This is a genomic window from Aliivibrio sp. S4MY1 (assembly GCF_028765545.1).
Classification (GTDB): domain Bacteria; phylum Pseudomonadota; class Gammaproteobacteria; order Enterobacterales; family Vibrionaceae; genus Aliivibrio.
Genome location: NZ_JARACP010000005.1, coordinates 75,346 through 98,523, shown reverse-complemented (window position 1 = coordinate 98,523; position 23,178 = coordinate 75,346). Strand labels below are relative to the sequence as shown.

Annotated in this window: 26 protein-coding genes; 18 read left to right on the top strand and 8 right to left on the bottom strand. The window is 37.8% G+C overall.

Annotation, left to right across the window (positions count from 1 at the left end; all coding sequences use genetic code 11):
• Window positions 1-120 precede the first annotated feature (120 nt).
• On the top strand, window positions 121-300 hold the full coding sequence (locus PVK71_RS07255) for a hypothetical protein (protein ID WP_274418684.1): 180 nt from the start codon (window positions 121-123) through the stop codon (window positions 298-300).
• Here the strand turns inward: PVK71_RS07255 and PVK71_RS07250 are convergent.
• Window positions 297-917, bottom strand: coding sequence for a LysE family translocator (locus PVK71_RS07250; protein WP_274418685.1), 621 nt, complete (start codon window positions 915-917; stop codon window positions 297-299). The two genes, PVK71_RS07255 and PVK71_RS07250, sit on opposite strands and share 4 nt — an antisense overlap.
• 103 nt (window positions 918-1,020) lie before the next feature.
• Window positions 1,021-1,893 (bottom strand): LysR family transcriptional regulator, encoded by an 873-nt coding sequence (locus PVK71_RS07245; protein ID WP_274418686.1) that lies wholly within the window; start codon window positions 1,891-1,893, stop codon window positions 1,021-1,023.
• Between the two features lie 78 nt (window positions 1,894-1,971).
• On the opposite strand from PVK71_RS07245, the gene PVK71_RS07240 reads away from it, so the two are divergent.
• The 3 genes from PVK71_RS07240 to PVK71_RS07230 all read left to right on the top strand — a co-directional run bounded on the left by PVK71_RS07240 (window position 1,972) and on the right by PVK71_RS07230 (window position 5,273).
• The gene (locus PVK71_RS07240) at window positions 1,972-3,183 is read left to right on the top strand and encodes a multidrug effflux MFS transporter (protein ID WP_274418687.1); all 1,212 of its coding nucleotides are present in this window, start codon (window positions 1,972-1,974) and stop codon (window positions 3,181-3,183) included.
• 217 nt (window positions 3,184-3,400) lie between these two features.
• Window positions 3,401-4,057, top strand: a complete 657-nt coding sequence (locus PVK71_RS07235; RefSeq protein ID WP_274418688.1) for a 2OG-Fe dioxygenase family protein — start codon at window positions 3,401-3,403, stop codon at window positions 4,055-4,057.
• The gene (locus PVK71_RS07230; protein WP_274418689.1) at window positions 4,041-5,273 is read left to right on the top strand and encodes a cysteine desulfurase-like protein; all 1,233 of its coding nucleotides are present in this window, start codon (window positions 4,041-4,043) and stop codon (window positions 5,271-5,273) included. The genes PVK71_RS07235 and PVK71_RS07230 overlap by 17 nt, the downstream gene beginning before the upstream one ends.
• On the opposite strand, the gene PVK71_RS07225 is transcribed toward PVK71_RS07230, so the two are convergent.
• Window positions 5,240-5,566: a c-type cytochrome gene (locus tag PVK71_RS07225; RefSeq protein WP_274418690.1), complete on the bottom strand. Its 327-nt coding sequence runs from the start codon at window positions 5,564-5,566 to the stop codon at window positions 5,240-5,242. The genes PVK71_RS07230 and PVK71_RS07225 overlap by 34 nt on opposite strands.
• A gap of 293 nt (window positions 5,567-5,859) precedes the next feature.
• Between PVK71_RS07225 and PVK71_RS07220 the strand changes: the two genes are divergently transcribed.
• The 10 genes from PVK71_RS07220 to PVK71_RS07175 all read left to right on the top strand — a co-directional run bounded on the left by PVK71_RS07220 (window position 5,860) and on the right by PVK71_RS07175 (window position 13,304).
• Window positions 5,860-6,471, top strand: a complete 612-nt coding sequence (locus PVK71_RS07220; protein ID WP_274418691.1) for a sigma-70 family RNA polymerase sigma factor — start codon at window positions 5,860-5,862, stop codon at window positions 6,469-6,471.
• Window positions 6,464-7,138, top strand: a complete 675-nt coding sequence (locus tag PVK71_RS07215) for a ChrR family anti-sigma-E factor (RefSeq protein WP_274418692.1) — start codon at window positions 6,464-6,466, stop codon at window positions 7,136-7,138. Before PVK71_RS07220 ends, PVK71_RS07215 begins: the two co-directional genes overlap by 8 nt.
• 119 nt (window positions 7,139-7,257) lie before the next feature.
• Window positions 7,258-7,701: a nuclear transport factor 2 family protein gene (locus tag PVK71_RS07210; protein ID WP_274418693.1), complete on the top strand. Its 444-nt coding sequence runs from the start codon at window positions 7,258-7,260 to the stop codon at window positions 7,699-7,701.
• Window positions 7,698-8,435, top strand: coding sequence for an SDR family NAD(P)-dependent oxidoreductase (locus tag PVK71_RS07205; protein ID WP_274418694.1), 738 nt, complete (start codon window positions 7,698-7,700; stop codon window positions 8,433-8,435). The genes PVK71_RS07210 and PVK71_RS07205 overlap by 4 nt, the downstream gene beginning before the upstream one ends.
• Window positions 8,435-9,694 (top strand): NAD(P)/FAD-dependent oxidoreductase, encoded by a 1,260-nt coding sequence (locus PVK71_RS07200; RefSeq protein ID WP_274418695.1) that lies wholly within the window; start codon window positions 8,435-8,437, stop codon window positions 9,692-9,694. The genes PVK71_RS07205 and PVK71_RS07200 overlap by 1 nt, the downstream gene beginning before the upstream one ends.
• Complete coding sequence (locus PVK71_RS07195) at window positions 9,691-10,419, top strand: DUF1365 domain-containing protein (RefSeq protein ID WP_274418696.1); 729 nt, start codon at window positions 9,691-9,693, stop codon at window positions 10,417-10,419. Before PVK71_RS07200 ends, PVK71_RS07195 begins: the two co-directional genes overlap by 4 nt.
• Before the next feature lie 11 nt (window positions 10,420-10,430).
• Window positions 10,431-11,684: an SAM-dependent methyltransferase gene (locus tag PVK71_RS07190; protein ID WP_274418697.1), complete on the top strand. Its 1,254-nt coding sequence runs from the start codon at window positions 10,431-10,433 to the stop codon at window positions 11,682-11,684.
• Between the two features lie 81 nt (window positions 11,685-11,765).
• Window positions 11,766-12,335: a DUF2878 domain-containing protein gene (locus PVK71_RS07185; protein WP_274418698.1), complete on the top strand. Its 570-nt coding sequence runs from the start codon at window positions 11,766-11,768 to the stop codon at window positions 12,333-12,335.
• Complete coding sequence (locus PVK71_RS07180) at window positions 12,295-12,786, top strand: chalcone isomerase family protein (protein ID WP_274421786.1); 492 nt, start codon at window positions 12,295-12,297, stop codon at window positions 12,784-12,786. Before PVK71_RS07185 ends, PVK71_RS07180 begins: the two co-directional genes overlap by 41 nt.
• Window positions 12,786-13,304: a DUF3833 domain-containing protein gene (locus PVK71_RS07175; RefSeq protein ID WP_274418700.1), complete on the top strand. Its 519-nt coding sequence runs from the start codon at window positions 12,786-12,788 to the stop codon at window positions 13,302-13,304. The genes PVK71_RS07180 and PVK71_RS07175 overlap by 1 nt, the downstream gene beginning before the upstream one ends.
• Before the next feature lie 98 nt (window positions 13,305-13,402).
• On the opposite strand, the gene PVK71_RS07170 is transcribed toward PVK71_RS07175, so the two are convergent.
• On the bottom strand, window positions 13,403-14,350 hold the full coding sequence (locus PVK71_RS07170) for a ChaN family lipoprotein (protein WP_274418701.1): 948 nt from the start codon (window positions 14,348-14,350) through the stop codon (window positions 13,403-13,405).
• Window positions 14,351-14,636: 286 nt separating this feature from the next.
• Here PVK71_RS07170 and PVK71_RS07165 point away from each other — a divergent pair, with 286 nt between their 5' ends.
• Window positions 14,637-14,774 (top strand): hypothetical protein, encoded by a 138-nt coding sequence (locus tag PVK71_RS07165; protein ID WP_130043687.1) that lies wholly within the window; start codon window positions 14,637-14,639, stop codon window positions 14,772-14,774.
• A gap of 37 nt (window positions 14,775-14,811) precedes the next feature.
• Here PVK71_RS07165 and PVK71_RS07160 read toward each other — a convergent pair whose 3' ends face one another.
• The 3 genes from PVK71_RS07160 to PVK71_RS07150 are packed head-to-tail and all read right to left on the bottom strand — an operon-like array spanning window position 14,812 to window position 19,097.
• The gene (locus tag PVK71_RS07160; protein ID WP_274418702.1) at window positions 14,812-16,671 is read right to left on the bottom strand and encodes an alkaline phosphatase D family protein; all 1,860 of its coding nucleotides are present in this window, start codon (window positions 16,669-16,671) and stop codon (window positions 14,812-14,814) included.
• 52 nt (window positions 16,672-16,723) lie between these two features.
• Window positions 16,724-18,163, bottom strand: coding sequence for a deoxyribodipyrimidine photo-lyase (phrB, locus tag PVK71_RS07155; RefSeq protein WP_274418703.1), 1,440 nt, complete (start codon window positions 18,161-18,163; stop codon window positions 16,724-16,726).
• Complete coding sequence (locus tag PVK71_RS07150) at window positions 18,153-19,097, bottom strand: YbgA family protein (protein ID WP_274418704.1); 945 nt, start codon at window positions 19,095-19,097, stop codon at window positions 18,153-18,155. Before PVK71_RS07150 ends, phrB begins: the two co-directional genes overlap by 11 nt.
• Before the next feature lie 137 nt (window positions 19,098-19,234).
• Here PVK71_RS07150 and tyrR point away from each other — a divergent pair, with 137 nt between their 5' ends.
• The 3 genes from tyrR to PVK71_RS07135 all read left to right on the top strand — a co-directional run bounded on the left by tyrR (window position 19,235) and on the right by PVK71_RS07135 (window position 21,687).
• Window positions 19,235-20,782 carry a transcriptional regulator TyrR gene (tyrR, locus tag PVK71_RS07145; RefSeq protein ID WP_274418705.1) on the top strand — a complete coding sequence of 516 codons (1,548 nt, stop codon included), beginning with the start codon at window positions 19,235-19,237 and terminating at the stop codon, window positions 20,780-20,782.
• 9 nt (window positions 20,783-20,791) lie between these two features.
• Window positions 20,792-21,349 carry a ribosomal protein S5-alanine N-acetyltransferase gene (gene rimJ / locus PVK71_RS07140; RefSeq protein WP_274418706.1) on the top strand — a complete coding sequence of 186 codons (558 nt, stop codon included), beginning with the start codon at window positions 20,792-20,794 and terminating at the stop codon, window positions 21,347-21,349.
• Between the two features lie 128 nt (window positions 21,350-21,477).
• Window positions 21,478-21,687: a hypothetical protein gene (locus tag PVK71_RS07135; RefSeq protein WP_130043693.1), complete on the top strand. Its 210-nt coding sequence runs from the start codon at window positions 21,478-21,480 to the stop codon at window positions 21,685-21,687.
• A gap of 92 nt (window positions 21,688-21,779) precedes the next feature.
• Here the strand turns inward: PVK71_RS07135 and bioA are convergent, their stop codons facing one another.
• Complete coding sequence (gene bioA / locus PVK71_RS07130) at window positions 21,780-23,060, bottom strand: adenosylmethionine--8-amino-7-oxononanoate transaminase (RefSeq protein ID WP_274418707.1); 1,281 nt, start codon at window positions 23,058-23,060, stop codon at window positions 21,780-21,782.
• Window positions 23,061-23,178 lie beyond the last annotated feature (118 nt).

Genomic DNA, 23,178 nt, shown 5'->3' with positions numbered 1-23,178 from the left:
ATGCGATCAGTATACTAATTTTTGCAACTTTTAGCTTTGACATTTGTCTGACAAAGTGTAGGAAAAAGAGAAGTAACATTCATGGTGTTGATGAAAATGTTAAAAAGAATGAGGTTTGTAATGATGAATGCAGAAACTTTAAAAGTTGAATTAAATCAGCTAACAGTCTATCAATTACGAAACCTTCAGCATGCAGTAAATAAAAAGCTGAAGGAAAAAACATCAGTAAAAATTGAGTCAAGTGATGAACTATTAACTGATGAAGAACTAGATATGTTAGCTGAAGTTATGAAAAATTAACCCACAAATAACCAAACAGCGACACCGATCATCAAACTTCCTGAAATTCGGTTCATTATTTTCACGTTATTAGAATGACCAAGCACGCGTTTAAGACCTTTGCCACCCACAGCATAAAGTGTCATACATAAGAACTCACAGATTAAAATAATAGATACAAGCGCAATTAATTGCGGTGCAATGGTATTACTTCCATCAATAAAGGGCGGCAGCAGAGAAACCATAAATGCCCAGCCTTTTGGGTTAGCAATTGCCGTAACAAAACCTTGAACCACTAAATCCCAATCTTTTCCTTTTGGCGCTTCCGTAGCCTCTCCTGTCATGGCAAGCTTGCCTTTTGAACGCCACATTTGAATACCAATATAAGCAAGGTAACTGGCACCTACCGCTTTAAACGCAGTAAACAACCATGGATAATTAAGCATTACTGCTGCCACACCTAATACTGCTGAAACAGCAACAATAGCTACGCCAACGAGTTCTCCCATCATCATCCAAAGTGTGCGTTTATAACCGATACTCATTCCTAGGCTGAGTGCTAATGTCATGCACATACCTGGAGTAACAGAGACGAAAAAAAAGGTAGGAACAAAAGCCCATAAAATAGTCGTATTCATTCTGATTAGTAGATAAAAAAGTACAGAAAAACAGAGTACGGAAATTAAAGAGAAATGCAATGTAAATGTTTACACTATAATTATAATAATAGTGTTACATAAATCAACTTAGCTTACTTTTTAAATAGCGAATAAAGAGTTGCGTTCGAGTGTGCTCATAATCCAATGTTGGATAGTAAGCATTGACAGAGACAGGATCAGTACTCATTTCAGGTAATACCGTAATTAAATTGCCAGAATCAATATCATCAATGATCATTTGCTTATTGGCTAGTAATACGCCCATCCCACGTTTAGCTGCATGAAATAGTGCTTCAGGATTAGTGGTGGAAAAATTACCTCGTAGAGTGACTCGCTTACCATTAGCTAATTTGACTTCTCTGACAGGACGCTCACCCCAGATAAGCATATTATGGCGCTTTAAGTCTTCGAGATCTTTAGGCATTCCATGCGTTTCAATATAGGTTTTAGATGCAAAAAAACCAGAGTGATGCTCAAAAAGTGGTGTCGATTTATAACTAAAAGTATTCAGCTGTTCTAATTCACGGCTGATGAAAACATCAATATTACTTTCTGGGACTTGCCCAGGAAGAGTAGTAATTAGCTGCACTTTTATCTTTGGATAGGTAGCTAAAAATTCATCCAAATACTTAATGATAAATTTAGACCCAACAGCTAGAGTAGCACCGATCCTTAATAAGCCAGTTGGAGTCTGATTTATTGCTCGTGTTTCATCAACCAAATATTGCCATTGGTCAAGCTGTAAACGGGCCCGTTGATAAAAGAGGACCCCTGCTTCAGTTTGATGAACAGACCGCGTTGTTCGAGTTAATAATTGTACGCCAACGCGATCCTCAAGCCAGTTGATACGCTTACTAATAGCGGAACCTGACGTGTTCATTTGAAAAGCGGCAGCATTAAAACTACCTTCTTCTACGACTTTAATATAACTTCTGACGCATTCAATCCAATCCATGATTAATTCCTAATGGGACGCAATGTGATTCCTCTAGTTGCTATTATCAATAATATCGATTGAATGTAAACTAGCTATATGAATAAAAATAAGACGCAAACGCTGCCATCAGGCCGCTTAAATAAAACGCCATTACTTCTTGCAATGATGATCATTGCAACGGGGCAAGTTGGTGTGAGTATTTATCTGCCATCTCTACCATTAATTAGTCAAGATCTTGGGGTTTCATCTTCGGATGTTCAGCTTTTAGTTACTCTGTTTTTAGTCGGATTTGGTGGTTCGCAACTATTTTATGGCCCTTTATCTGATGCATTAGGCCGACGTCCTATCTTTATTTTAGGGCAGGGGATCTACTTGTTAGGTACCGTGTTATGCTTTTCAATGACAGATAATTTTACAGTGTTAGTGTTTGGACGACTACTCCAAGGGCTTGGGGCAGGTAGTGCATCAGTTCTTGGGAGAAGTGTATTAAGAGACAGTTATAGCGGATATCATTTAACCAAGGCTATGTCTTATATATCAATAACAGCTTCTATCTTACCGATTCTTTCACCTGTGATTGGCGGTTGGATAGCCTGGCACTTTAGTTGGCAGTGGGTATTTGGTTTTGTGCTTATTTATTTAATGAGTATCTTAGCTATTGGTTACTTTATTTTACCTGAAACACTTCCATATAAACCGCAAAAATTCAGCTTTGGACAAACATTACGAGATTACGGTTCTCTTGTTGGTAATGCTCAGGTGATCTCCAGTGCGAGTTTAAACTGGGTAAGTTACTTAAGTAGCTTAGTTTCTGTCTCTTTATTGCCATTTTTACTGCAAGATGGACTAGGATTAACGGCCGCCGAATATGGTCAAGTGATGATCATTCCATCGGCGGGGCTCATGATTGGTAGCTTTATTCTCAATAGTTTAAATAAACGCTGTAGTGTTATTCAATTGATGGGAATAGCGCTCGGGATAATGACAATATCAGGCTTATCTTTGGTTATTCTTGAAACATCGCTATTTTCATTGGTTTTTGGCTTTACGTTACTTGCTGTGGCCCAAGGGATTTCAACCCCACTTTCTATTAATTTATTATTAGCACCACATACTAAAAAAGTAGGTACGATTTCGGCACTGTCAGGTTCTGTTCAAATGTGTTTAGCAGGATTACTTGGAGGTTATTTGGTCAAATATTGGGTAGTAGATCAAAATAGTTTAGGTTTCTTTTATTTAGTGATTACGATGACGATGCTATTTGTTTTATTGTGGAACAAACAAGTGCAGAGTGAGAGTGGTAAGTAAAATCAATTAGTTATAGTGTTTTTAGTGAAGAGTTCTAATTTAGTTAATTAACATAAAAGGTTGTTGGTATTTAATTTTGATTTGGATTTAATATATAAACATATATGTTGAATTTTTAAATTTGTGCGAAGTAAAGCACTGTGTAGTTTGATTTATCAGTATTTCTGCGTAAATAATAAATATGTAAATAATTTGTAAATTTACTGCAGGAGGCATCATGTTACATTCACACGGTACAACATTGCAGCTGACACAGTTAAGTCATGCTGCGGTTCATCAACTCGCACCTTCATTTTCTGGATTACCTAAAACGTTGCATGCAGATGGTAACTTCCGCTTAAGACGTTATTCTGTTATTAGAATGGTTAACGAGAAAGTGGTGGAAACGAATAAGCATAATTTTGTGCAGAGTGAAGAGATTAACCATTATCAAGGTGATGTCATGCGTGAGTTTGAAGGTATTGAAAGTGATATTTTGCACAGTGAAGGTATGGCTGAAATGTGTCAGGTCTTTATGGATCTTAATCATTTACCAAATGGGCAAGAGATTGAAATACATCAAATGCGCATTGCCGCGATTTATGAAGAAACCCAAATTGCCCCTGAAGGTGTTCATCAGGATGGTTTCGACCATATTGCTTTGATTGGTATTGATCGTTCAAACATCGAAGGAGGGGAATTACTTGTATACAAAGATTCAAATGAAGAACCGTTTTTTAGAAAAATTTTAGAAGATGGTGAAGTCGCTATGGTTGATGATAGAAAACTATGGCACAACGGAAAGCCAATTCGATTGATTGAACAAGGTCATGAAGGGCATATGGATGTATTTGTATTAACCGCAAAGGATAATATTAATGACTTTCACGCCTGAGCAAGCCCGTTCGCAATTTCCATCTTTAGCGCAAACAACTAATGAGCTTCTGGTTGTATTTCTAGATGGCCCTGGAGGCTCTCAAGTCCCCAATTCTGTGCTAACTGCGATGACAGAATACCTTGGTTATTCTAACTCCAATCTAGGGGGCCATTTTTTTTCAAGCCAAATAACGAATAATGTGATGGATAATGCTCGCTCTTCTTGTGCTGCGTTAGTAAATGCACCAAGCGGTAACAATATTGTTTTTGGGGCTAATATGACTTCGTTGACGTTTCAGCTAAGTCGAGCGATAAGCCGAGAATGGAAAGTGGGGGATGAGATCATAGTTACGGCATTGGATCACTATTCGAACGTATCAAGCTGGCAGCAAGCCGCTGAAGATAAAGGGGTCATTGTTCACCAAGTTCGAGTTAATACCACTGATTGCACATTAGATATGGATCATTTTTATTCGCTACTGTCTGATAAAACCAAGTTGGTTGCCACGACATATGCTTCTAATACCACAGGATCTTTAGTGGATGTGAAGTCGATGATTAACGCTGCACATGGTGTTGATGCGATGGTGTATGTTGATGCTGTTCACTACGCCCCTCATCATTTAATTGATGTGCAAGATCTTGATTGTGATTTTTTAGCCTGCTCAGCGTATAAATTTTTTGGCCCCCATGTCGGTATTGCTTATGTGTCTACCAAATGGTTACAAATGCTTTCGCCATATAAAGTTGAACCTGCCACAAATATAGGACCAGGCCGATTTGAGACGGGCACACAAAGCTTTGAAGGGCTGGCTGGCGTTACAGCAGCTATTAAGTATTTGGCTCAATGGGGAGCAAAAGAGGCGAGTTTACGAGAAAGGCTTATCTCTAGTTTTATTCAGTACGAGCAACATGAATTAGCATTGACGCACTATTTTTTAAATAAATTAGAGAGTAGGCCTTGGATTTCATTGTTTGGTATTAGTGATCCTGAAAATTGCATTAATCGGACACCAACGTTTGCTATTCGACTTCAAGACCATACACCAGAAGTAGTAGCTAAAGAGTTAGGTTTGCATAATGTGTGTGTATGGAATGGGCATTTTTATGCGCTTGGCTTAGTTAAGCAGTTAAATCTAGAAGCGTGTGGTGGTGTTGTTCGGATTGGATTTATGCACTACAACACCATAGATGAAATAGATTACTTATTTTCGTTATTAGATGCACTGGCATAAAACGCAGCAATATCTTTTAAATCTTGATCATTGAGTCGTTGTAACTGGGCCTTCATCATTTGTGCTAGGGGGCCCTTTCTTTCGTCATTTTGATACGACTTCATTGAGCTATATAAATACATTTCATTTTGCATATCTAAATTAGGGTAGCTTGAATTCATTGCTTTTCCTGTTTCACCATGGCAAAAAATACAGCTTGGCGCTTTTAATTTACCTTTAACAGGATCACCTAATGTATTTGCATAAGCGGTGTTTGAAGCGCAAAGCAGGGCAATCAAAATCCATTTAATCATTATCGTTAGCTTTTACTCATATTAATGTTAATTTTCATATTAAGTTATTGTTGATGCATGAACAATGAAAAGAGTCAGTTTTTTTAGCTATATTTACCACTAAATCACATAAGTTAACATCTTGTTTCTTTGATAAAAATAAACGTAATAAACACCATTGTTTTTATTTGAGAGTGAGCTTTGAATTCTGTGTATTAATTCAAGATATAACAAATTAAAACGGTCTATAGTTTACAGAGTGATCCAAATAGTAATCTCTTCCGTAGTAGTTTTAAATTATTATGGAGGTAGATATGCAAACTCAGCACATAGAAGTGAGCAGTCGATTGAACTCTAGTTATAAGCCGATACAAAATGAAGAGGATGTCGCCAAGCTAGATTCTTGGTTAAATCTGGTGGGCGAAACTCAAGATAAAGTGGCATTTTCACAGTTATTCTCTTGGTTTGCGCCTAAAATCCGTGCCTACGGAATTAAAAAATTTAATGATCCGGTTTTGGCTATGGATTTGGTTCAAGAAACCATGACGCTAGTGTGGCGAAAGGCGGGATTATTTAATCAGGCTAAAGGGAATGCATCTGGTTGGATTTTTACCGTCATGCGTAATCACAGCTTTGATATGTTGCGTAAAATGCAATCAAATAAGGAAGATACAATCAGTAGTGATTTATGGCCACTATTTGATAAGCAAGTAGAAACAAAAGAAACCGACTGGTTAGAGTCAAAACAGTTACATCATTTAATAGGTTTGCTACCACAGGCACAAAGAGTGGTTGTTGAAGGTTTGTATATTCAAGGGCTAACTCAACATGAACTCTCAGAGCACCTTGGCCAGCCCATAGGGACGATAAAATCCAGACTACGCCTAGCATTGAGTAAATTAAGACAGGAGTATGAGAATGACTAATATTACTTACCATCCAAGCGATGAGCTGTTGCGTTCTCATGCCAATGGTGAATTACCGGAGTCTCTTTCTGTTGCGGTGTCTCTACATTGTGAGTTGTGCTCAGAATGTAAAAACAAGGTTGAGGCTATCAGTCAAGAGTTAGCAAAAATGACATGGCAAAGTAACACCCAGACTATGTACACAGCAAGCAATGAACCAACGATTGACTACACAACAATGTTGGATAGCATTATGCAATTAGATACAGACGATTCTTATCTTATGTCTACACCGGCATATCATGTCTCTATTGCTGATAAAACATTTGAAGTACCGTATTTATTGCATCGCTATGATGACTTGAAATGGAATCAATTAGGTGCAGTGAGCCGAGCTCGACTTATTGAAGAGCTAAACACACGATCAAACCTATTGCATATCGCAGCAGGAGGAGAGATCCCAAATCATACCCATAAAGGTTTTGAGTTGACCTTACTACTTGATGGCAGTTTTGAAGATGAATCTGGTTATTATCAAAAAGGTGATTTCATTTGGTTAGACGCCTCACACGAACACAGCCCCAAAACGACTGAAGGTTGCTTGTGTTATACGGTTCAAAATGCTCCGCTTCATTTTACAAAAGGATTGAGTAAATTATTTAATCCCATTGGCGGCTTATTGTATTAATGGTCACAGGAAGTGAACCATTTTATCAGTGGTTACGTATCTATAAGTAATCACTGATAAAGGTATTGGCAGTGAGCATGAATTAAATAATGGCTCACTGCACTAACACAAGGACGCACATGATGATCTATTCTCCTTTTGTTGAAAGGTTCATAAAACTATATGGAGATCTAAATAAGCAGACTCTTCATTACTTAGCTGATCTTTATTCACAAGACATCCAATTTATTGATGCAGTGCATGAAATCAACGGATTAAACGATCTCGAAAGTTACTTTGAACACCTCTATAGTAATTTAAAAGAGTGTCATTTCCATATTCACCATGTTGTTGAAAAAGAAACCCCAACAGGGGGGGAAGCCTCTCTTTTTTGGACGATGCGCTATATTCATCCTAAGATAAATAAAGGAGAGCAAATCACGGTTGACGGAACAACGCTCATAAAATTCACCGACAAAGTGCATTACCATCGTGATTATATTGATATGGGACAGATGCTTTATGAGCACCTTCCAATTATTGGCCCAATGGTGAAATTCATCAAAAAGAGGGTGCAATCATGAAAACAGTTTTAATTACAGGAGCAACGTCAGGCATAGGATTATCTCTTGTTCACGCTTATCTAAAACAAGGAGATAAAGTATATGCCTGTGGTCGAAACTTCAGTGCTTATGAAGAATCAGAAGCTTTATTGGAAGCAAAGCAGAAGTTGCAATTGATGGAAGTATCTTTTGACTTAACCGATAGTCAATCAATTTTAACTTCACTTAATGATATTGAATCGTTAGATATTGCCATTTTGAATGCAGGCACCTGCGAATACATCGATAATGCAGAGCATTTTGATGCCGCTTTGTTCGAGCGAGTCATTCAAACCAATGTCATTTCAATAGGTTATTGTTTGCAGGTATTGATAGCAAAGATGAAGTATGGGGCTCATCTTGCGCTAATGGGGTCAAGTGCTTCTTATGTTCCATTTCAACGAGCTGAAGCCTATGGAGCCAGTAAAGCGGCGATCCATTATCTTGCAAAGTCTTTGCAATTAGACATTCCAGCAGAGCGCTTAACCATAAGTGTGATTGCTCCAGGGTTTGTTAAAACCCCATTAACCAATAAAAATGATTTCCCAATGCCAATGTTGATTGAAGTAAGCCAAGCGGCATCGCACATCATTAGTGGCATCACCAAAAATAAAAAACATATTCATTTTCCATTTCCATTTACGAGTTTTCTAATTGTTATGGGCAGTTTGCCTGATCGTATTTGGCAGTGGGTCGCATTAAGGATGAAACGATAATGAAGACAATTGCAATAGTAGGAAGTGGTATTTCAGGGCTAGTGTGTGCCTACGTACTCAGTCGTAAATATCATGTCACCTTGTTTGAAGCTAATGATTATATTGGAGGTCATACAGCAACTAAGCGAGTAACAGCAGAAGGGAAAGAGTGGGACATTGATACCGGGTTTATTGTTTTTAATGACCGAACCTACCCTAATTTTATCGAATTGCTCTCGCAACTTGGAATTAAAGGCCAAGAGAGTGAAATGAGTTTCAGTGTTAAAAATGTGATATCAGGCCTTGAGTATAATGGGCATAATCTAAATACATTATTTGCACAGCGATCTAATATTTTTAATACTAAATTTTTGTCATTAATCAGTGAAATATTACGCTTTAACAAGCAGTGTAAAGAACTATGGGGAAGGGAGCATATTGATACTGATAGTACATTAGGCGATATGCTTTATAATGATGGTTATAGTACCTATTTTTCTGAGCATTATATTTTGCCTATGGGTGCAGCAATTTGGTCATCTAGCCTGCAAGATATGAAGGCATTTCCATTGCACTTCTTCATTCGATTTTTCCATAATCATGGATTGTTAGATATTGCTAATCGTCCGCAATGGTATGTAATCCCTAATGGTTCATTTTCGTATATATCCCCTTTAATCGAGCGTTTTAAAGATAACATTCATTTAAATAGCCCAGTAACAGGGATTTCTCGTCATAGCGAGGGCGTATTATTAACCATAAAAAATACAGAGGTTCATGAATTTGATGAAGTGATCTTAGCTTGTCACAGCAATCAATCCTTAGCGATGTTAACGGATGTCACCAACCGAGAAAAAGAGGTGCTATCTAAGCTTACCTATCAAGAGAATGAAGTGGTGTTACATACGGATGAAACCTTGTTACCTATGCAAAAGCGTGCGTGGGCAGCGTGGAATTATCACCTTGATGTTACAGATAAAAATAGGCCATCAAGCGTTACTTATAATATGAATATATTACAAGGGCTTAACACCGAAGATACGACGTTTTGTGTCACCTTAAATAACTCGCCACTCATAAATGAAAGTAAGATTTTAGGGACATATAAATACGATCACCCAGTATTTAATGCAGATACTATCTCATCACAGCAGCGTCGAAATGAAATTTGTGGGCATAATCATACTCACTTTGTTGGTGCCTATTGGTATAACGGATTCCATGAAGATGGAGTTAGAAGTGCATTAGATGTTTGTCAGCGACTTGGATTAAGTTTATGACGCATTCTTGTCTTTATCATGGAGAGGTGAGACACAGACGCTTTCAAACTAGAGCGCATAGCTTTAGTTATGAGATGTTTTTTCTCGCCCTCGATTTGGATGAGTTAGAGGAGTTTGAATCCATCGGTTGGCTTAAAAAAAACAAATTTTCAGCCCTCTCTTTTAATCGCCGTGATTACTTAGGTGAAGAGGAGGAACCACTAAAGAATTCTGTATGGAATAAAGTCGCTGAGCTAGGCGGTGATGCATTAAATACACGGGTACTATTTGTCGGCCAAGTTCGTTGTTTTGGTGTCTATTTTAGCCCTATCAATTTGTATTATTGTTACGATAAAAATGACCAGTTAACGTATTTGTTAGCGGAGGTGAGTAATACTCCGTGGAACCAAACGCACTATTATTTGATCAAGATGAAATCTGATAAAGTGATAGATAAAACCTTTCATGTATCTCCTTTTTTAAACCTTGATATGAAATATTATTGGATGATCAAAGAGCCAAACAAACACCTATCTCTCCATTTAGAAAACAGAGGCATAGAGCAGCAAGAGAAGATCTTTGATGCAACCATTGCCATGACACGAAAATCACTTTCAGCAAAAAATATTCAACAACAAGTGATCTCAATCCCTATGATGACCGTAAAGATAGTATATGGAATTTACTGGCAGGCACTGAAATTATTTTTAAAACGGATCCCCTTCGTGCCTTATCCAAAGAATTAAGGAGAACAGCGATGTTGAATAATCAGAACGTATCAGCAATTCAAAAAAATGAAACGAAGCCAGTGAGCTGGATAGATAAAACGACGCGTAAAGTGTTACTCGACTATTTAGCAAAAATGACACAAGCATCACTAACGATTAATGATGAGTTAGGACAAGTTATTTTAGGTAATAAAGATACGACTTTAGCTGCTGTTGTTGAAATTCATAATATGGAAGCATACAGAAAAATATTATTTGGTGGTGGAATTGGTGCAAGTGAAGCCTATGTTGCAGGGTGGTGGACAAGCCCTAATTTAACAAAAGTAATTCAAGTATTAGGTCGTGAACAAGGTGTATTGGATAGAGTAGAGAACCGATTTAGTAAGATTATTCAGTTCTTTGATTTACTTAATCACAAGCGAAATAAAAATACAGAGCAAGGCTCAAAGAAAAATATACTTGCTCATTACGACTTGGGTAATGAAATGTATAAAACGTTTCTTGATAAAGAGATGCTTTATTCAAGTGCTATTTATCCAAATGCGAATGCTAATCTTGAAGAGGCACAGTTATTTAAACTGCAAACAATCTGTGAGCGTTTAGAGCTTAAACCAGGAGAAACGTTACTGGAGATTGGTACCGGTTGGGGGGCATTAGCCATTTATGCCGCACAAAATTATGGTGTAAAAGTCACAACAACGACGATATCTGATGCGCAATACGAATACGCAGAGCAAAAAGTAAAGTCTTTAGGGTTAGAAGATTCTATAACATTATTAAAGCAAGATTATCGAACCTTAGAGGGTCAATACGATAAGTTAGTGTCAATTGAAATGATCGAAGCGGTTGGACATGAATATTTAAGTACCTTTTTTGATGTATGTAGTCGTCACTTAAAACCAGAAGGTAAAATGTTGATTCAAGCGATCACTATTTCAGATCAACGTTATGATAGTTATCGTAAGAGTGTCGATTTCATTCAACGCTATATTTTCCCTGGAGGTTGCCTGCCTTCAGTTAGTGTCATGGCGAATAAAGTCGCAGAGAATACCGACATGGTGATCACCTCGTTAAATGATATCGGTCTAGATTACGCTAAAACCTTGAATCACTGGTACCAACGATTTGATAAGTCGGCAGCAGAGCTAAAACAAATGGGTTATGGCGATGACTTTATCAGGTTATGGAAATTTTATCTTTGTTACTGCGAAGGGGGATTTCTAGAACGTAAAATCAGTACGGTTCATCTTGTCGCTGCTAAACCACAACATGGAGTGTGTTAGTTAACCGCTATTTATATTAATACCAATCTAGGTAACTTATTTAATAATAAGATATTTAGGTTGGTATTGTAGGAGGCTTCAATGTCACGTTATTTCCCCTTCATTAATGCAGTTTGGTTTCAATTGGTTTGGTTTTCTGTGATCCTTTATCAACAGCAAGCGATACCTTTTTTATTGGTTTCAATATTACTTCACCTTTTAGTATCACCAACTAGAAAAGTAGACTTTTATTTACTCATTTTTATTTCGATGTTAGGTGTTTTTGGCGATGTATTTCTGTCATTTACAGGTGTTTACCAATTTCCAAATAATGCACTTATTCCTGTTTGGCTTATTTTATTATGGTGTCATTTTGGTTTCGCTATTAAACACAGTTTAGGGTGGTTATCACGCTTTCATCTTGGTTTAATTGCTTTACTTGGTGCGATTGCTGGGCCATTAAACTATTTAGCAGGTCATCGATTAGGCGCTGTGGATTTCTCATATTCATATCAAATAACTTTATTTTCAATTGGAGTGATCTGGGCAGTTAACTTACCCGTATTTATTATTATTCAAAGACGCTTAAGAGCAAGAATAAATAATGAGGGAAAGAGTTATGAGAACATTGATGAATATACTCACAATAGTAAGCCTGTTAACAATAAATAGTGTCGTAGCCGCGCCGTTACAAGGTTTGCAAAGTAGTGGTAAATCAGAACTGTCATGGTTTTTAATCTCAGTGTATGAGGCACAACTTTTTACCAGTTCAGGAAAATTTCAGTATGGTCAATATCCACAGGCGCTTGAGATTGAATATTACCGTAACATCACTAAAGAAAATTTAATTAAAGCGACTAAAGAGCAATGGGAAGAGCAATCAATTAAACACCCTGATTTAGATTCGTGGCTGCTTGAATTAGAGCAAGTATTTCCAGATGTAAAACCTGAAGATAAATTGGTTTTTAGCATTGATGAGATAGGGAATAATCAGTTTTTTCTAAATGATAAACCGATTGGAGAAATCGCAAGTAAAGATTTTTCTCAACTGTTCCTTGATATTTGGGTGTCTGAAAAAACCACTTACCCTGAATTACGCCTTGAATTAATAGGAGAAAAATAATGAAAATAATTCTCGTATTTATCGTTAGCGTTATTTTATTAGGCTGTTCTTCGCAGGACATTAATGATTATGCGGATAATAAGCCAGTGTTTTCGATGACTTCATTTTTTCAGGGTGATTTAAAAGCAGAGGGGATAGTAAAAGGTTTTAATGGCCGAGTAATAAGAACCTTTACTGCAGATCTACAAGCCAGTTGGAATGACAAAACACTGACCTTGGATGAGCAATTCTTATTCAGTGATGGTGAAAAACAAAACCGAACTTGGGTTATCCAAGAAATAGGAGAGAACAGCTACACAGGAACGGCTAATGATATCCCAGAGCAAGCCAGTGGCGTAAGTGCAGGAAATGCACTTAATTGGAAATATGCGATGGTATTAAATGTTGATGATTCAGAATATAACGTTGAATTTGATGATTGGATTTATCAAATCTCAGATAATGTTGTGATAAACCAAACTGTTATTTATAAATGGGGTGTACAAGTTGGTGAAGTCGTACTTGTTATCCGAAAATAAAAGTAAAACTACCTTGAAATGAAACATGACACCAAGCCAAAACCACTCACTTTAATTCCCTCGTCGAAGTGAGTGGTTTTTTATTTCTTATTCGCTAATTATTTACAAATAAGATCATTGTTACGATTTTTAATCGTTTTATATGCTTTCATCATATTTTCTTGTTTTACAAAACGTTTTGGTGGCGCTAATACTTTTAATTGATAGTCAGAGCCTTCATTAATCACTTTTTCAATTGGAGTAATAACAACAACATTAAGTTTTGGGTTTAATTTGGTGATTTGTGCCGCAGTACCTAGGCCATTTTCAATATGAAATTTTCCTGCAATATGCATTACTTGCGCTTTAGGGTGTGAAGTTAAGTAATTAACGATACTTTCCGCCATTGTGACATCCCACGTCATTTGAGCTGCAAATTGTTTCTGAGTTTGTTCTTCATCACCATGATGCATAGAAGATAAAAACTTTGATTTATAAGGAGAATCAGCAAGGTCGATGTTTGTAGCTAACCATGATGTTTCATCAATATCGAGTTTATCTAAATAACGAATACCCTGTTGGCCAATGCATTTTACGATTGATTTTGGGGCATTTGCAGCGATTACGTCACGTTCTTCTTTTTTTGCAATTTCAATTAATGGACGATAATCACTTTCATAATTAGGCCATGCGTTAGCGTCAGATATTAACGTTTGTTCGCCAATTCCCCCGGTTAAGTACTCATTCACAACTGTCTGTTTATCACGACTGAACTGCTCCATAGATAGCGCTAATTTAAGGTTTGTTGCGGAGAGTTGTTTGAATAAATCGGTTTGAAAGCGATGGATGCCAGCATGAGTGTGCCATTCACCAACAAGAATCACATCAGCTTCAACGATTTCTTGAGGTAAATTGTTTAGAGATAGCAAAGATCCTGCTGGTGATAGCAATTGATAATCATAAAAGCTAGCGATCTCTTGAGAGGGGGCTGATTTTGGTTGAATTTGTTGACTGCAACCTGATAACAAAAGAGCAGCAGTAAGAGAAAATAGAACAGTGGATTTCATAATAAAAAAATTCATTAACTAACAGACTTATAGATTAGATTAAATAGTTAATATTATCAATCTAAATAATAATCATTCCCAGTTATGTAGCAATGTGTGATTGTTAGAATAATGACATACAGTCAATACGGTTTAAGAAATTGTGCACTATTGTCACAGTATTGTAATTCGATATCTGTATAATCAAAGCCTTATATCAATGAAATTCCTGGAATTGGTTTTATTTAGATTGATGTAAGATTTATCTAACGGAGAGTTAGAAGTAAACTCAAATAAGGAAATAATGATGAGTAATAACAATCTGGAAAAAACAAAATATCGTGAAGAAGTGGAACTTGAGTGGCTAGATGCATTTGAAGCGGGCCTGTATTTCCATATTTCAATGGATGTTGAGAGTAACCTAGACAATACCCTCAACGATTAATCACTAACCTTCAGCGTAATCTACGCATTTAATGAGGTTACTTAGGCAAGAACGAGATAGATTTTCCTTCTGCAGTCAGAATAGATATCTGTGTTGGCTTGCCTTTTTCATCCAATCTTAACTCCCCAATTGAACTTTTATTAATTAGCTTATCGTTATTGGTAACGGATGGATCTCGTTTGGTGACTAATAAATTCTTACGCTTCGTAAACCAGTTTAATGGTGAATGCGGGCTATAAAGCACTCTGTCCATAAAATCACATACGCGTAATAGCTTATTGGGAAACTCATTTTTAAAGCCACTGCAAGTGATCTGGTAAATATCTGGGCTAGACTTGCTGTGACGTAGCTTAATATCATAAGCAAATGAATAATGAACATCACCTGATAAGATCACAAAATTTTGTGGCGTTTTGGGGTGAGTTAAAATACTCAGCAGGGTATTGGCAGAGCCTGGATGAGTCATCCAATTTTCGGCATCAACCATTAATGGTTTTCCAAGTATCGTCATGGTTTTTTGTAGCGCCTCAATAAACTTAACCCCAAATATTGGTGTTGCTGAGACAATAATGATCGATTCTTGATTAATTAGCTCATGTTGTAGATCGAGCAAAGCCTCCCAGTCCATCAAACCAGAGGGCTTATTGGTATTGGATTCTGAGCGCCAACGACGAGTTCGAGTGTCTAACACCACGATTTTAGGTGTTGTATGGATAGAGTAATGCCACTGCTCAAAGCGCGTAAGCTGCCAAATTAATTTATGATGTTGTACGTTGTCGTAATTGGCAAATAACGCTCTGAATGATGTTAGGAACGCTTCATCAAACTGCTCTGGGTTGTTACCCCAACCTTGACACAGAAAATAGCTTATTAAGCCATTACCAATGACTTGAGAGGCAAGAGGATCACCATTTACAGCATTCTCCCACCCAATAGTTAAGTTCCAATCATCGGTAATATCGTGATCATCAAAAACCATGTAAGTCGGTATATGCGCAAACAGTTGCTGTGCATCGTTTAAGCCTGCAACAAAAAGATCGATCTGCTTTTTTTCTTCTTGCCATATTTTTTGCCATTTTGGTTCTAGATTAGGCAATGAGTTTGGCAGAGTAATGCGCTTCCACAAAGTAGGAGACCATACAAGTAAGTACATGACAAAAAACTCAGCAATACTCATTAAATGGTTTTCATGCTTTGTTGAGCTGAAAATAGGGCGAGTTTGATACAGACTACAGCGAGATAAAAAATTATTCCTCTCGACATAATGTGGCAAGATCTTATCTCTGTAATACAAATTATGAGGATGTGCATATAACTCAGCATCTTTACTGAACTCTGGGTGAGCTAGTGTTTCTTCAAATAATCCTAATTGAGGGATAATCTGTTGAATGGCATGCAACATAGGCCCAGCCACATCATCGGCGTAGATCTGATCGCCACTCATCATCAACAAAGCGGATCTCTCTTCAAGGGCTTGTGTTTTTAGCTGTTGGTTTGCGATAACCAAGCTGTCTTTACTGGCATAGTGAGGGTTACGACAAGAACCATGTAAGACATAATCAGCCTTGTCTTTTATGAGTAAGGTAAAAGAAGATTCATTATCATATAATGCGTCGGGAACCAACTGTGACAATAAGCCATCTTGAGTGTCGATATCATATTCGATACGTTGATTAATCGGGAAATCAGCTTGGCAGCGCAAAAGATAAACCCAAGCGTATTGGCCTAATTGAATGCCTTGTTCTTGCGTTACCTCAAACTCGTACTCATCACTGCTAGTACTGATCTTAGTTCGACCATGTAATGGTTTAGAGGTAGATAACCATAGGTTAATTTCATGAGCAGTCGTTTTTCGAACCATAGGTCCAGCAAGAATAAAAGGCAGTGAATTAGACATCAATTAATACAACTCTTAATAACAGATGAGACCATCATAATACTTGCTATGGTTAACTTGCAACATCCTGAGCTTTGGCGTGTTTATAGATATCTAATGTCTTTACCCGTTGTACTGAGTGTTCAATGATAGGAACTAGGTAATTATCAGGTTTCAATAGGGGTTTGCTATCGGGTTGATGCAATAGTTTTCCTGTTAGTTCCGTTAACTCTGGTAGCCAATGTTTAATAAATATACCATTATTATCAAAGCGTTCGCTTTGTGTTGTTGGGTTAAATATGCGGAAATAAGGCGTACTGTCGCAGCCTACTGATGCGCACCATTGCCAGCCTCCATTATTCGATGCAAAGTCACCATCAATAAGTTTTGACATAAAGTACTGCTCGCCCCAGCGCCAATCAATGTGTAAATCTTTGACTAAAAAACTGGCAGTGATCATGCGTAAGCGATTATGCATCCAACCGGTATTGTTGAGTTGTTTCATGGCAGCGTCAACAATAGGAAACCCTGTTTCACCTTTACACCATTGCTCAAATTTATCTCTGTTGTTATTCCATTTAATGTACTTATCAAAACTCAAAAATGCGTGGTTTTTAGATAACAACGGATAAAAATGAAGTAGGTGAGTATAGAACTCACGCCAAATTAACTCATCAAGCCAAATCTCTTGCCCCTGAGTTAATTGGTTATTCGCTTCTAAGTGCAAACGTAAAATACATTGCTTTGCTGAAATTGCACCAATCGCCAAATAAGGAGAAAGTTGACTTGTCCCTTCTATTGCTGGGTAATCTCGTTGGTCATTATATCGCTGTGATTTTTCACGACAAAATTGACGCATGGTATTAAGTATCGTTTTATTTGAAACAGACCACGCCTTACTTTCATTACTAATAGAGTTGGTAAAATCTTTCTCACTATAACGCTGCAGTGAGTTCAATTGAGGAGTCGATAACTCAACTGAAACTGTCACTTTTTCAATGGTTGGGAAGTGTTGATAAAAGTACTCTCTCCACGCTTTTTTAAAGGGCGTAAAAACCTTATAAGGCTGGTGAGTTTTATTCAGTACTTTGCCAACTTCTACGGCACATTTTGCGTCATAAAAAACACATTGAACATCAGACAGTTGTGTTACAACATTGGCATCTCTGCTTAATTCATCAGCCTCATATTCTTTATTAGCAAATAGAGTTGATATACCAAGATCTTTACACAATGTGCGAAGCTGTAGTGGTACATCTTTGAACCAAGGACAGGATAAAACCAGCAAGGGAATATTTAATGAGTGAAGCTCTTTTTCAAGCTCAAGTAAGCGCCTCTTTATCAAATCAATTTGAATTGAGGCTTTATTGTGTCGTTGCCATTGCAATTCATTGGCTATAAAAATAGCGACAGTAGGGGCTTGATTAGCAAGAGCAGCAGATAACGCAGGGTTATCCGCCGCTCTTAAATCATTACGAAACCAAACGCACTGCATTGTTGGTTTATAATCCATAGCGTAATCTCAGTTCTTGAGGGTACGGGTCTAGAAACGATTGTTGTTTTAAATAGTCGTTATTGTGCAAGCTAAGATAATGCTTAATTAGTGTAATAGGAGACAGCAGAGGCAATATGCCTTGATTGTATTCTTGAATTAATTGAGCAAGCGCTTGCTTTTGAGGGGAATCCAGCTCTTTTTTGAAATATCCCTGTAAGTGCATCAGCACATTCGTGTTATTTTTTCTTGTTGCGCGTATCGACATGGTTTGCATTAATTGCGTGCGATAAAGAGTAAAAAACGCCTCAATATCATATTCTGCAACCTTAGCAACAAGTTGCCCAAGTGCTTTATAGCCAGCGGTTGAGTGAGACATCAAGGTATATTTATAACGAGAATGGAAGGCAATGATTTTACCTGCTGTTGGTTCCCCTTCCATGGATTGATAAAGATCATGTAAGCAGAAAACTCGAGTAATAAAATTTTCTTTCAATACAGGATCATTAAGTCGGCCATCTTCCTCAACGGGTAACCATGGCATTTGTTCCATTAAGACCCCTGTGTAAAGTCCGACTCCATTTTTGGTGGCATTGTTTTTACTGTAAACCTTAACGCGCTCCATACCGCAACTAGGGGAGTTAGCGCAAACAATATAGCCACATAATTCAGCTGTTTTTAAATGGTTCGCCGTTTGTTTCGCGAAGTTAAGCATAGAGTCTGTATAGTCTAATGCAGAGTCTTTAGAATCAACCAAAGCGATGCGTTCTTCATTACTGATGAGGCGTATTGTCGGTCTAGGCACTGACATCCCACTCCCTACTTCAGGGCAGATAGGTATGTAATTAAAATAAGGAGAAAGTACTTTTTCGACAAATTTATTATGTTTATGACCGCCATCGAAACGGACTTTTTCTCCAATAACACAGGAGCTTATCCCAATATTAATCGTCATTATTATTTCTCCATTAGGTTCCTTTCTAAATTAAACGGTTGAAATGCACATTTGGATCACTTGTTTCTTGACTCTTTTTTTTCTCTAACGCAAACTGGTGTAAACATTTAGTGACACCTATTATTTGAGGAATTTTTGTGCGTCTTGAAGTGCAATGTAAAGATCGATTAGGTCTAACCCGTGAATTACTAGATATTCTCGCGTCTCAGAATATTGATTTACGAGATATTGAGATTAATAAAGCCGGGTTAATCTATCTTAATTTTCCAGAAGTCGCTTTTGATGAGTTTAGTCAATTAATGGCAAAAATTCGAAGAATAGAGGGTGTTATTGATGTTCGTAAAATTCCATTTTTACCAAGTGAACGTCGTAATATGGAATTACTCGCTGTATTAAGCACCTTACCTGATCCGGTATTTGCGATTAACCTTAAAGGGAAAATCGATAATGCGAATCAGGCAGTCGCGTCTTTATTTAATAGAGATAAAGAGGCACTCATTGGTGAGCCAGCGAATGTATTATTACCAAATTTTAATGTGATGTATTGGTTAGAAGAGTCCCGTGTTCGTCAGCGAGAGTCTATGGATATTGAAGGCATGAATTACGTGATGGAAATCATGCCTGTATATATTACTGATGATGATAACACCTCGATCTTAGCTAGCGCAGTGGTGATAATTAAGCCCGCTATGGATTCAACACTGGCTCGTCCATTCATTCCAGAGTCATCGAATCTTGGCTTTGAGCATTTTGTTGGATCATCAACGAAATATAAAACGTTAATCTCGCAGGCAAAAAAATTGTCCGATATTGATCAATCATTATTGATCCAAGGTGAAACAGGTACAGGTAAAGAGATGTTAGCGCGTGCTTGTCACAATGCGTCTATTCGTTCAGGGAAAGCCTTCATGGTGGTTAACTGTGCAGCCATGCCTGATGATGTCGCTGAAACCGAATTGTTTGGCTACGCTCCAGGTGCATTTCCCAATATGCCAGAAGGTAAGAAGGGGATCATTGAACAAGCGGATGGCGGCACGGTTTTCTTTGATGAGATCAGTGAAATGAGCTCGCTCTTGCAAATCAAGCTGTTACGCTTTATTCAAGATGGGAATTTCCGTCGAGTGGGTGAAGAAAAAGAGATCCACGTGGATGTTGGGATCATTGGCGCAAGTAAGAAAGAGCTACTAGACTTAGTAGAACAAGGCGTGTTCCGAGAGGATCTTTATTATCGTTTAAACGTATTATTTTTAGAAATTCCGCCGCTGCGTGAGCGCCCTTCAGACATTGCGACTTTGTTTGAATTTTTTGTTGCTCAGTTATGTAAAGAGTTAAATATTGTTAAACCCTCTATTTCAGAAGAAGTGTATGAGTATTTACGCAGTTATTCATGGCCGGGTAACGTTCGCCAGCTAAAAAGCTCGACACTAAAAGCGTTAACTCAAATGGATAGAAATCAGTTAGAGACCTCTCATTTTATGCTGCCAATATCTGAAGCGAAAACAGCAAGTATGATGGATATCAATGTAGATGGAACATTGGATGAGATAATGAAATCGTATGAATCAATGATCCTAACTGGATTATACGGTGATTTTCCTTCAAGTCGTAAGTTAGCTAAGCGATTAGGCGTTTCGCATACCGCGATAGCCAATAAATTGCGAGATTATGGAATAGGGAAAAAATAGGGGAACGACATGGATGTGCATTTTGAGTTTGATCATTACCAAGTTCGTCTAATTAAAAGCAGTGATTCTGTGATGATTGCTAATTACTTTATGCGTAATCGTCATCATTTAGCGCCGTGGGAGCCCAAGCGTGCGAACTCTTTTTTTACCGCTGAAGGTTGGAAGCAACGTTTATTGCAATTGGTTGAGTTACATAAGCATAATTTGGCGTTTTATTTTGTGATCCTCGATACTCAGGAGAAGAAAATTATCGGCTCAGTGAGTTTTAGTAACATTACTCGCTTTCCATTTCACGCCGGTCATGTGGGCTATTCTCTTGACGAGCATTATCAAGGAAATGGCATTATGCAGCGTGCGCTAGAGCATACGGTGGATTGGATGTTCACGGTTCAACACCTTCATCGGATCATGGCCGCGTATATTCCTCATAATAAAAAAAGTGGCAATGTGTTATCTGCGCTCGGTTTTGTTAAAGAAGGGGAAGCAAAAGATTACCTCTACATTAATGGCGCATGGGAAGATCATATTCTAACTTCTAAGATAAATGCACATTGGGTACCAGAATAATTCTATTTTTGTGGCATAAATATAAGAAAGAGCGGTTTAAATTGAAAGTTAGCCATGGAGTGGTCACTAAATTGGTGTACTCTAGTAAAAGTTATTTTTAAGACAATGATAATAAAGAAGGAATTTACATGCTGAAGTTCATTAAGTTTTTACAATTGTTGATTTTAGGTATTGTTGGTGCATTTGTAATTCAATCAACCGTGCTACATGGTATTGGTATTTTCAGTGAGCGCTACGTGATCATGAGCTTGGTGCTGACCGCATTATTAGAACTGGCTATTTTCATTATCTACAAGCTAGTAGAAGATGATTTTACTAATGAACCAAAAGTTAAATAACGACGAATTTTACGTTTAAAAGCACATAAAACCGATGCACTTTTATTTAAATGTATCGGTTTTTTTATGTCGGTTTAACCTGCTCTTTTGAATTAAAATAGATCGCTTAATGCGCTATCAATGGCATTAACCAACTTAGTAATATGTTCAGGTTGAGAAATAAACGGTGGCATCATATAAATCAACTTACCAAATGGTCGTATCCAAACCCCTTGCTCGACAAAATGTGCTTGTATTTTTTCCATCTCAACAGGCGTGGTTAATTCCACAACGCCTATCGCTCCAAGCCATCGAATATCGGCAACCACATCGTGTTTTTTAAGTTGAGGCAGTAATTCTGAAAAGCAGGTTTCAATCTGTTTAGTTTGAGTCTGCCAATGATTTTGTTGGATCAGCTCTAAACTGGCATTAGCGACAGCACAAGCCAATGGATTTCCCATAAAGGTTGGACCATGCATAAAGCATCCAGCATCTCCACTACATACTGTATCGGCAACAATTTTACTGGTTAATGTTGCTGATAATGTCATGTAACCGCCTGTGAGCGCTTTACCAATACACATTATATCAGGCTCAATATCGGCATGTTCACAGGCAAACAGTTTTCCTGTTCGACCAAAACCTGTCGCAATCTCATCTAAAATTAGCAGTAAGCCGTATTGATCACATAGACGACGAACCTCTTTTAAATATTGAGGGTGATAAAGACGCATCCCGCCTGCGCCCTGAACAATAGGCTCAAGGATCATTGCGGCGATCTCTTCATGGCGTTCAGCCAACATCTTTTCTAATGGAAGAATATCTTTAGGGTTCCATTCACCACCAAATTTACTGGTCGGAGATTCAACAAATAAGTGCTCCGGTAAAAAACCCTTATATAAACCGTGCATGGAATTATCAGGGTCAGTTACTGACATAGCCGCAAAGGTATCACCATGGTAACCGTGACGAGCAGTAATGAACTTTGATCGAGGTTGGCCTTTGGCGTGCCAATATTGCAGCGCCATTTTTAAGCTGACTTCAGCGGCTACTGAGCCTGAATCAGCTAAAAAGACTTGCTCTAATCGTGAGGGACTAAGTTCTACCAGTTTTTTACAAAGATCGACCGCAGGTTGATGAGTAATACCACCAAACATCACATGTGCCATTTTATCGGTTTGATCTTTAAGCGCTTGATTAAGGTGAGGGTGACAGTAACCATGAATGGTTGACCACCAAGAAGACATTCCATCCACCAACTCTTGACCATCTTCTAAATAGAGATGTACGCCATTAGCATGAGTAACAGGGTAGCAAGAAAGTGGGTTTATAGTAGAAGTGTATGGATGCCAAATGTGCTGACGGTCAAAATCCAAATCGACGCTATTGTTCATTAATTCACCAGTTGTAAACTTTGTCTATCTATTAAGGTTGACAGTGTATCGTTTAACCGTAGACTAGCCAAGTATAAATAGAGACCAAAAAGCACAATCAAAAGTGGTCGGATCTTAG